This window comes from Methylocystis sp. (assembly GCF_050251305.1).
Lineage (GTDB): Bacteria > Pseudomonadota > Alphaproteobacteria > Rhizobiales > Beijerinckiaceae > Methylocystis.
In genome coordinates this window covers 1-10462 of record NZ_JBFWNB010000077.1, presented here as the reverse complement: position 1 = coordinate 10462, position 10462 = coordinate 1, and the positions used below count along the sequence as shown (strand labels likewise).

Below are 10462 nucleotides of genomic sequence, written 5' to 3'. Positions count from 1 at the left end.
ATGTCGTGCTGGCGATCGGCAAACTGCCCTATTACCGCCTCGACCGCGCCGGCGGCACCCTGCTCGGCGCGAGCCTGATGATCGGCGTCGGCGCTCTGACGCTCGACGAGGCCTATCGGTCGATCGATTTCGACGCCATCACGCTGCTGCTCGGCATGATGATCGTCGTCGCCAATCTGCGCCTTTCGGGCTTCTTCCGCCGCGCCGCCGATTGGCTCGCCGACGCCGCGCGGCGGCCCATCTATCTGCTCGCGGCGATCGCGGCGGCGACCGGCGTCTTTTCCGCCTTTCTCGTCAATGACGCGATCTGTCTCGTGATGCCGCCGCTCGTCATCGACCTGGCGCAGCGCCTGAAGCGCGATCCGGCGCCCTATGCGCTTGCGATCCCGCTCGCCTCCAATGTCGGCAGCGTCGCGACGATCACCGGCAATCCCCAGAATATGATCATCGCCGGCGCCTCCGGAATCTCCTATGGCGACTTCGCGCAGGCGCTCTGGCCGATCGCTCTCGCCGGCGTCGCGCTGACGGTTCTTTTCGTCGCGCTCGCCTTTCCGCATGAATTCCTTTCGCGCGAGACCTTGCCGCCGATCGCGCCTGCGGCGCGGCCCTATCATCCGGCGCTGGCGTCAAAGGCGCTGCTGGTCACGGCGGCGATGATCGTCTTCTTTTTCTCTGGCGTGCCGCCCGCCAAAGTCGCGATCGTCGCCGGCGGCCTGCTGCTCCTCACCCGACGCATTGGCTCGAAGAAGATTTACAGCGAAATCGACTGGCCGCTGCTGCTGATGTTCGCGGGGCTGTTCATCGTCGTCGGCGCCTTCGACAAGGTCGTGCTGACGCCCGGAGAACTCGCCGGGTTCGGACGATTGCGATTCGAGGAGGCGCCGATGCTGGCGCTCGTCGCGGCCGCGCTCTCCAACATCGTCAGCAATGTGCCGGCGGTGCTTGCGCTGAAGCCCTTCGTCGCGGAGCTCAGCGATCCGAAACGCGCCTGGCTGATCGTCGCCATGGCTTCGACGCTCGCCGGCAATTTCACGCTCGTCGGTTCGATCGCCAATCTCATCGTCGTCGAGCGGGCGCGATCCTTAGGCGTGACGATCGGCTTCTGGACCTATTTCAAGGTCGGCGCGCCGCTCACCCTCGCGACGATCGCGCTCGGCCTGTGGAGGCTGTGAGGGCGCCCTACGCCTCCTCCTCGCTTTCTTCGGCGGTGCGTCCGGAGATGCGCTGGCGCGCATGCTCGCGCCTGATCTTTCGGTTGCGCTCCGCCTGCCGCACGCGCGCCGCCTCATTGGTCGGCTGCAGCTGCTTACGGAACTCGTCACGCTTTTCGTGGATCGAGGCGATCACATAGCCCATCGGCACGCCGATATCGACGAGCACGGTTTCGGCGAGTTGCAGGCTTGCTTCGACCGTTTCGGGAATCGCGTCGGTCGCGCCCAACTTATAGAGCTCGGTGGCGTGGCGCGCGTCGCGCGCCCGCGCGACGATCGTCAGGTCGCCTCGAATCTCATGCGCCAGGCGAACGATTTCCTCGGTCGCTGCGACGTTTTCGATGGTGACGACGAGCGCGCGCGCCTGCGCCACGCCGCAACGCATCAGAAACTCGCGCCTCGTCGCGTTGCCCCAGTAGATTTCGACGCCCTGCTCACGCGCTTCGGTCACAAGCGACACGACGCTTTCGACGGCGATGTAGGGGATGTCGTGGCGTCTCAGCATTTCGCCGACCAGCCCGCCGATCCGGCCGAAGCCGACGATCACCACTCTGTTCTCGGCGACTTCGGCAGAGGGGACGAGATCCCCGTAGAGTTGTTGTTCATCCGACTCGGCCGCAGGCGGAGCGAAAGCCGCGCCAATGCGTCCGAGGAGGGGAATGAGGAAGATGGTGATCGTGACGACGATCATCGCGTCGTCGCCATAGTGACCCGGCAGCACGCCGACACCCATCGCCGAGGTCAGCAGGGCGAAGGCGAATTCGCCGCCCGGCGCAAGCAGCAGCGCCGCTTCCACAGCCGGCCGCCAGTCGATGCCGAAGAGCCGCGCCAGACCGAAGATGATCGCGCCCTTGACAGCGATCAGTCCGGCGGCGTGCAGGAAGACCGGCAGGGGATCCGCCGCGACGGCACCGATATCGAGCCCGGCGCCGACCGAAACGAAGAACAGTCCGAGCAGCAGGCCTTTGAACGGCTCGATCGTCACCTCGACCTCGCGCCGGAATTCCGTCTCCGCCAGCAGCAGCCCGGCGATGAAGGCGCCAAGGCCCATGGAGAATCCGGCGGCGGCGGAAAGCGCCGCCTCGCCGATGACGACGAGAAGGCAGGCGGCCATGAACAGTTCGGTCAGCTGGACGGCGGCGACCATCCGGAACAGCGGACGCAGCAGCAGCCGTCCGATGAAGATCAACGCCCCCATGGCGAGGAAGGCGCGTCCGAAAGCCCACGCCGCTTGCTCGGCGGTGAAGCCGCCGTTCTTGGCTTCGGCGAGCGCCGATACGAGAAACAGCGCCGGCGCCACGGCGAGGTCCTGAAGCAGCAGCACCGAGAAGGCCACGCGTCCGGAAGTCTTGTTCAATCGCCGCGCCTCGGCGAGCACCGGCAGGACCACCGCCGTCGACGACATGGCGAGCGCGATGCCCATCAGCATCGAGGGGCCAAGCTCGACGCGGAAGTAATAGAAGCCCACAGCCGCGAGCACGCTCGCGCAAAGCACGACCTGCGCCAGCCCCAGTCCGAAGACGAGCCGCCGCATGCGGGCGAGTCGCTCCCAGGACAGTTCGAGACCGATCATGAACAACAGGAAGACCAGCCCGAATTCGGCTAGGTCGGAAACGCCCTCGACATTGGTGATGGTGAAATAGCGCGCCCATTCGTGATCGGGCGCAAACCGGCCGAGACCGAACGGCCCGAGCACGGCGCCGGCGAAGAGAAACCCGAGCACCGGCGAAATCTTGATGCGATGGAACAGCGGAACGACGACCCCCGCCGTCGCGAGAAAGACGAGCGCCTCCCGATACGCCTCCATATGCAAGGAGCTAGTCATGCCGCCTCGTTGTTCGCGCCGGTTCGTGCGCAGGATACATGCGTCGCACGGGCGATGAGGGATAAGACAGCAAAAGTCGCGCCGCCGGGCGCGCCGTATAGGCGCGCGGCCAGACGCACCCACGACGGCGCTGCTCGCGAGATCGGTCCGATTGACGGCGCGACTCTATCCGATTCGGCTTGGCCGCGACGCTTTTCTTAGCGGGCGTCCCGGCCCGACGCCTCGCCTGGTCTTGCGCCGCCCTTGCGGATCAGGAGCGTCCCGCAGGCAAAGATCGCGATCGCGCCATTGTCGAGGCGACGACATCGGGGCGCGCGCGGCGCGTTGGCGGCGCTCCTGTTGGCGGTCTTCGGTCTTCCTTAGGGCTCGCGGCGTCAGCGCGAACTGGACTGCATCGCGTCAGAGCCCAAGCAGGCTCTCATAAACCTGCAGCGTCCCGCGCTGCATCTCCTCCACGGAGAAGCGCTCCTGCGCATTTCGCCGCGCCCGCAGCGCCAGTTCGTCGCGCGCCGAGGCGGTCAGGCTCAACGCCTCCGCCATGGCGCCGGCCAGGATGGCCGGATCGCCGGGCGGCGTTCGCCATCCCGTCGCCAGATGGCGCGGCGTCTGCGGCGGCGCCTGGACGACTTCCGGCGCGGCGCCGATGTCCGAGATGATCACCGGCGCGCCCATCGCCTGCGCCTCGACCGCGATCCGCCCAAAGGCCTCGGGCTCGGTCGCCGGCGCGACAATGACGGCGGCCGCGAGATAGGCCGCAGGCATATCCTCGCAATAACCGGCGTTGCGAACGACGCCGCTGAGGCCGGCGTGCTCGATCTGGGCCTCGATCGCGCGGCGGAAGGATTCGCTGTGTGGGTCGCCGACGAACACGACGCGCAGATCGGCGACGCCTCGCTTCGTCAACAGCTTGACCGCCTCGAGCAGAACCGAATGTCCCTTGCGCGCCGACAGCCGCGACGGCAGCAGCACGACGCGGTCATGCGGCGCGACGCCCCATTCCGCACGCAGGCGCTCGACCCGGCGCTGATCGACGGCGGCCGGCGAGAAGGCGCGAAGATCGGCGCCGCGCGGGACGACGACGACGCGTTCGGCGCTTTCCGGATGCAATTGTCGAATGCGCTGCGCGGCGAATTCCGAGATGGCGATCACCGCGTCGCCCGCCGACATGATCGCGTTATACCGCTGCTTGATCGGCGAGGCGCCGCCATAGGCGCTGTGATAGGTCGTGACGAGCTTCACGCCGGTCTGACGCGCCGCGTAATAGGCGACCCAGGCGGGCGCGCGCGAGCGCGCATGCACGATGTCGACGCCTTCGTCGCGAATGATTCGCGCCAGCTGCACCGAATTGAGCGCCATCGCGAAGGGATTCTTCGTCGCCGCCGGAAACGGCGCCCAAATGCCGCCCTTCGACTGCAGCTCGCTGACCATGCGTCCGCCGCGCGACGCGACGAGGCAGCGCGCGCCCGCCCGGCTCAGCGCTTCCGCCATATCCAATGTGGCGCGCTCCGCCCCGCCGGACTGGAGGTCGGGAACGATCTGGAGGATCGTTCGTCCGGCCAGTCGCTGCGCGGCGGCGACGATCGGTGCGAGTTGTTGCGACATCGCTTGGCTAATGTGGCCCCGGACAGAATCGTCCGATGGCGGCATTCTGTTGCGAGAACCTTTACCAACTATGAGCGAAACGCCTATTTTCACGCGACCAGCCTTCCGATCATATAGCGAATCCTGTTGCCCGAAACTCTCGACTTCCTCGACGTTCCCAATCCGGCAGGCGGCGTCTGGCGCATCGCGCGGCGCCTGCGCGCCGCGACGGCCGCGGCGGCGAACGCCCCAGGCCTCGTCTGGCTCGGGGGTTTCGCGTCCGACATGGACGGGACCAAGGCGAGCTTTCTCGACGAATGGGCGCAAGTCCGCGGGCGCGCTTGTCTCCGCTTCGACTATTCCGGCCACGGCCGCTCGGAGGGGCGGTTTGAGGACGGCTGCATCGGCGACTGGCTGGAGCAGACCGAAGCGGTTTTCGAGCGGTCGACGCAGGGGCCGCAGATCGTCCTCGGCAGCTCGATGGGCGGCTGGATCACGCTGCTGCTGGCGCAGCGGCTCGCCGCCAAAGGCGAGAGTTCGCGCATTGCGGGCCTCATTCTGCTGGCGCCGGCGGTGGATTTCACCGAGGCGCTGATGTGGGAGCGTTTCGACGAAGCGACGCGCCGCGAACTCATGGAAAAGGGCGTGTTGCCCGCCAAGGAGCCGGATCACGGGGCGGTCACGCGCCGCCTGATCGAAGAGGGACGCGATCATCTGATGCTCGGCGGCCTCATCCGGGCCCATGCGCGCGTGCATATCCTTCAGGGCATGCGCGATGACGCCGTGCCCTGGCGCCATGCGCTGACGATCGTCGAACATCTGAGCGCCGACCCGACGACGCTGACCTTCATCGCCGACGGCGACCACCGGCTGTCGCGGCCGGAAGATCTCGCGCAGCTCGCGGCCGCCGTCGAGACGATGAGCGGGCCGCCGCCGGGCGAGCCGCCGCCGACGCTTTTCGATTGAGCGGCGCGCATCGCTGCGCCTTCGCATAGGGCGGCATGTCGCGCAGGAGCGCGTCAATTCCGGTCTAGCGACAACCGCGCTGAGTTTATCAAGAACAAGTCGAGCCACTCTTGGAAAAGCGCGGAGAAGATCCGCGAATTCAAGAGAAAATTCGTTCGATACCGGCTTGTTCCATCACGTCGGCGGAAGCCCCGCTCGCGCGATGAGGCGACCGGGGTTGACCAAGACATCCCGAGCCTCCAGCCTCCCCAGCGGGTCAGCGCGCCCTTTATGGACGTGCTTCGCTTCGGAACGTTGTACGCGGCGACAGGAAGCTGACAGGAGGGATCCTTGAGCGGGATAGAAATTTTGAATGCGCTGCCCGCCTGGAAAATCGCGCTGCTCGTCGTCGGCGGTTGCATTTGTTTCAGCGTCGGCCTTCAGCTCATGGCGCGTTGGCGCTTCGGCGTCGAACTCCTGGCGGCCAATCAAGAGGTGGCTGGGTTCAAATATGCAGTCGTCGGCGTCGCCTACGCCGTGCTCCTTGCCTTTGTCGTGATCGTCGTTTGGAGCGAATTTGAACGAACCGGGCGCGCCGTTCACGCCGAAGCGGAACGGTTGTTCAACCTCCACCGGGTCTCTTTCAACTTTCCCGATGACTCCGGTCAAAAGATACGGCAAGCGCTCTTCGCCTACGCGAACGAGTTACGCGACAAGGAGTGGCCGCTGATGGAAGTTGGTCTTCGGGGCAGCCCGGAGGCCGCAGAAGCTCAAGCCCGGCTAAGCCGCGCGATCGGGCAGGCCAAGCCTGAGGACCTCGGACTCCTTCCGAGCGTCATGCACGCCATCAATCTCATGCAACAAATCTCTGACTATCGACTGGAAAGGTTGTCTGATGTTGGCGGCCAAGTGAAGCCTGTCATTTGGGGCGTTTTGTTGCTTGGCGTGATCATTACTTTGGCCTACCCCGCCTTCTTTGCGACAAGATATGTCACCGCACAGATACTGATGACCGCCGGGCTCGCCGCGATCATCGGCTCAACCTTATTTCTGACAATCGTTTTGAATTATCCGTTTTCGGGACCGGAGAGATTAACGTCCAAGCCGATCGACGACGTTATTCAGCGCATGCTGACAAACAAGCGGGATGAGCTTGAACTCATTGAATGAATAATGCGTCAGGACCAAGCGGACGAAAGGACCGACGCAGTTTGCTTCATGAATTTTTGCCGCTTTCCCGGCTTGCGGCCGGAGCGGGGCCATGGAGGCTAACCCCCGACTGGAAAACGGCCGCCACAAGCCCTGAGGCCCGCCTCGCTCCGAACGCGGGCATAAAGCGTCTCTGGCTTACGGAGCTATGCTCATAGAGGACGCTAAGTCGCGAGAAGCGCGCCAGCATGGCCGCGCGGCGCTTGACACCTCCGCCGACCCCATCGATGTTGCCGAACGAATTGTTCGGCATATCGAACGCTAGGAAGATCGCTTGTCCATATTGTCAGAGGCGCGGCCGGCCTGCGGCGAAGGCGCTGCGCCGAAAACCGTCGTCTTTCAGCCAGACCGGCCGCTGCTGACCGACGGCGGCGGCCGAATCGCCCCGCTTTCCGTCGCTTACGAGACCTATGGCGCGCTCAACGCGACGCGCAGCAACGCCATTCTGCTCTGCCATGCGCTCACCGGCGACCAATATGCCGCCGGCGTTCATCCCGTGACCGGCAAGCCCGGTTGGTGGGAGGCGATGGTCGGCCCCGGCAAGCCGTTCGACACCGACCGCTACTTCCTGATCTGCTCCAATGTCGTCGGCGGCTGCATGGGCACGACCGGCCCGGCTTCGACCAATCCGGCGACCGGCAAGCCTTACGGGCTCGACTTCCCCGTCGTCACCATCCGCGACATGGTGCGCGCGCAGGCGATGCTCGTCGATCATCTCGGCGTCGAGACGCTGTTTTGCGTCGCCGGCGGATCGATGGGCGGCATGCAGGTGCTGCAATGGGCGGCGAGCTATCCCGAGCGGGTCTTTTCGGCGATGCCGATCGCGACCGCCGCCAAACATACCGCGCAGAACATCGCCTTCCACGAAGTCGGCCGGCAGGCGGTGATGGCCGATCCCGACTGGCGATCGGGCCGCTACCAGGAGCAGGGCGTGCGGCCCGAGAAAGGCCTCGCGGTGGCGCGCATGTCGGCGCATATCACCTATCTGTCGGAGGCGGCGCTGCAGCGCAAATTCGGCCGCAAGCTGCAGGACCGCAGCGCGCCGACCTTCTCCTTCGACGCCGACTTTCAGGTCGAGAACTATCTGCGCTACCAGGGCCTCGCCTTCGTCGAGCGCTTCGACGCCAACTCCTATCTCTTCGTCACCCGCGCCTGCGACTATTTCGATCTCGCGGCGGACTACGGCGGCTCGTTGGCGATGGCCTTCAAGGACACCAAGACGCGTTTTTGCGTCGTCTCCTTCACCTCGGACTGGCTCTATCCGACGTCGGATTCGCGCGCCATCGTCCACGCGCTCAACGCCGGCGGCGCGTCGGTGTCCTTCGTCGAAATCGAATCCGACAAGGGGCACGACGCGTTCCTGCTGCACGAGCCGATGTTCATTGCGACGACGCGCGGCTTTCTCGACTCGGCGGCGGCGGCGCGCGGCCTCGCGCCGCACGGAAACGCCAAATGAATTTCACCCCCGCCGGCGACGCGCGCCCGCTCGATCACCCGCGTCTCGATCTCGCGGTCATCGCCGAGATGGTGGCGCCAGGCGCGCGCGTTCTCGACGTCGGCTGCGGCGACGGCGCTTTGCTGCAGCTTCTCGCGCAAAAGAAGGGGGTCGACGGCCGCGGCGTCGAACTCTCGCAGCGCGGCGTCAATGAATGCGTCGCCAAGGGGCTTTCCGTCATTCAGGGCGACGCCGACACGGATCTCGCCGACTACCCGGATGACGGCTTCGATTACGTCATTCTCTCTCAGACGCTGCAGGCGACGCGCCGGCCGCGCGCGGCGCTCGCCAATATGCTGCGCATCGGACGACGCGCCATCGTCTCCTTTCCTAATTTCGGCTATTGGCGCGTGCGCGCGCAACTCGCCTTCAGCGGCCGCATGCCGGTTACCGGGCATCTGGCCTATCATTGGCATGACACGCCGAACATTCATCTTTGCACCATTCGCGACTTCGTCGAACTCGTCGACGAACTCGGCGCCCATATCGAGCGCGGGGTCGCGTTGGACCGCTCCAGCGCGCCGATCCGCTTCAACGCGCCGTGGTGGGTCTGGAATCTGTTCGGCGAACAGGCGGTTTTTCTGCTGGAGCGCGGCGGCCGGCGCGGCTAACCCATGCGACGGTTTGTCCCGCGTCCTTCTCCTTTTCGAGTATGACAGTTCGCGCTAGCCTTCCCACTGGCGGCATTATTGAACATGCGCAGGAGGAAGCGGCGGCGCCTCCGCTTCAAGCGTCGCGTCAGCCTTCGGGCGGCGCGGACGACCCGGTGCGCTTGTTAAGGGTGGCGAGCTTGACGATCGAGACCGGCCACGCAGCGCAAGGCTATGGCGGCGCCTCGCAAAAGCGGCGCGCGAGTCGCGGCGCGCCACAGCCGGCAGGCCCGGACGAGCTGCGCGGCGCGGCGCTCTTCGCCGACGTCGACGAAGCGACGCTGTCGCGCTTGGCGCCCGACGCCAGGATCGAGCCGCTCCAAAGCGGCGATCTGCTCTTCCATCAAGGGGCCGTGATCGCCGACATCGCCTTCGTTTTGAGCGGCCATGTGAAGCTGCTGCGCAGGGCGTCTTCGGGACGCCAAACGCTGATCGGGATTCGCTCCGGCGGCGAAATGGTCTGCGAGCCTCCGGCGAGAGCCGATGAAGTTCATACGCTCTCCGCGGAGGCGGTGGGCGCGACGAGAGTGCTCAGGCTGCCCTTCGCGCGCTTCGCATGGGCGCTCGCCGAATCGCCGTCGCTGTGCGGCGCGCTGATGCGGCACTCCAGGGAAAGCGTCGCGCTTCTCGTCCGCGAGATCGAGTCGCTCAAGAGCCAAAACGCGGATCAGCGTCTCGCCAGTTTCCTGCTGTCGCTGTGCCCGCCGGGCGAAGACCGGTGCCGCTTCCGCCTGCCCTATGACAAGCGGCTCATCGCCGCGCGCCTCGGCGTGAAGCAGGAGACGCTGTCCCGCGCCTTCGCCAAACTCCGCGCCCATGGCGTGCGCACGGAGACGCGCAACGTGCATGTCGAAAGCGTCACGCTTCTCGCGAATCAATGCGACCGGCTTGGCCGACGCGCGCGGCCGCCGGGCGCCCGGCGCAAAATTTCGAAGCGGCACGACGCCGCGTAAGCTCCAGCCCCTATTTAGAAGAGCGCGTTCACGACCGCGCGGAGGGCGGTTATGATCCGCCGCCGCCGGCCGGACGCGTCAGCGCCGCAGTTTCGCCGGAGAGGCTCAGCGTCATTGCTTCGCAACGCTTTTGCCAGGGGAATCGCCATGATCGTTCATAATGTGGCTGGCTTGCTTTTCGTCTCCGCTCTCACGACCGCCGCCGCGCAAGGGGGGGCAAGCAACGGCTCCGGCGCGCTGGCGCTTTCCGCGATCGTCGGCGAACTGGCGCCGCAAACGAGTCCCGCCAACAAGAAGCTTCTCGCCGCCTATTTCGGCGGTCGCGCCGACGCGCCGCATGCGAAGGATCTGCGCATCGCGATCAAGGCCGACGCGATCGACTGCCGCGCCGGCAACGTCGACATCACGTCGCGCGCCTGCGAATTGACCTTCGGCGCCAAGAAAGTGGAGCTGCACGGCCGCAAGGCGCATGAACTCTATGCGACCTGGATCGAGAATGGCGTCGTCCCGGAAGGCGCCGCCGGCGCCTCGCATGCGTCGGTCACCGCCCTCGACTGCATCGTCGACGCCGATGAGGTGGCGGAAAAAGCCGG

Annotated in this window: 9 protein-coding genes; 7 read left to right on the top strand and 2 right to left on the bottom strand. The window is 65.9% G+C overall.

Features of this window, described 5'->3' with window-relative positions; translation table 11 throughout:
* Window positions 1–1172: anion transporter (locus tag AB7F41_RS16465; protein WP_428406700.1), on the top strand; the 1172-nt coding region annotated here is incomplete at its 5' end.
* 7 nt (window positions 1173–1179) lie between these two features.
* On the opposite strand, the gene AB7F41_RS16460 is transcribed toward AB7F41_RS16465, so the two are convergent.
* Both AB7F41_RS16460 and AB7F41_RS16455 read right to left on the bottom strand, forming a co-directional pair.
* A complete protein-coding gene (locus AB7F41_RS16460; protein ID WP_428382129.1) occupies window positions 1180–3036 on the bottom strand; it encodes a cation:proton antiporter in 1857 nt (618 codons plus the stop codon).
* Window positions 3037–3435: 399 nt separating this feature from the next.
* Window positions 3436–4638 carry a glycosyltransferase family 4 protein gene (locus tag AB7F41_RS16455; RefSeq protein WP_428382131.1) on the bottom strand — a complete coding sequence of 401 codons (1203 nt, stop codon included), beginning with the start codon at window positions 4636–4638 and terminating at the stop codon, window positions 3436–3438.
* A gap of 126 nt (window positions 4639–4764) precedes the next feature.
* On the opposite strand from AB7F41_RS16455, the gene AB7F41_RS16450 reads away from it, so the two are divergent.
* The 6 genes from AB7F41_RS16450 to AB7F41_RS16425 all read left to right on the top strand — a co-directional run.
* The gene (locus AB7F41_RS16450; RefSeq protein WP_428382133.1) at window positions 4765–5583 is read left to right on the top strand and encodes an alpha/beta hydrolase; all 819 of its coding nucleotides are present in this window, start codon (window positions 4765–4767) and stop codon (window positions 5581–5583) included.
* A 330-nt stretch (window positions 5584–5913) separates the two neighbouring features.
* Entirely contained in the window at window positions 5914–6732 is an 819-nt protein-coding gene (locus AB7F41_RS16445) for a DUF4239 domain-containing protein (RefSeq protein ID WP_428382135.1), read from the top strand.
* Between the two features lie 322 nt (window positions 6733–7054).
* Window positions 7055–8227, top strand: a complete 1173-nt coding sequence (metX, locus tag AB7F41_RS16440; RefSeq protein WP_428382217.1) for a homoserine O-acetyltransferase MetX — start codon at window positions 7055–7057, stop codon at window positions 8225–8227.
* Window positions 8224–8877, top strand: a complete 654-nt coding sequence (gene metW, locus AB7F41_RS16435) for a methionine biosynthesis protein MetW (RefSeq protein WP_428382137.1) — start codon at window positions 8224–8226, stop codon at window positions 8875–8877. The genes metX and metW overlap by 4 nt, the downstream gene beginning before the upstream one ends.
* Window positions 8878–8918: 41 nt before the next feature.
* Entirely contained in the window at window positions 8919–9869 is a 951-nt protein-coding gene (locus AB7F41_RS16430) for a Crp/Fnr family transcriptional regulator (protein WP_428382139.1), read from the top strand.
* Window positions 9870–10016: 147 nt separating this feature from the next.
* A partial coding sequence (locus AB7F41_RS16425; protein ID WP_428406699.1) for a hypothetical protein occupies window positions 10017–10462 on the top strand: 446 nt, incomplete at its 3' end.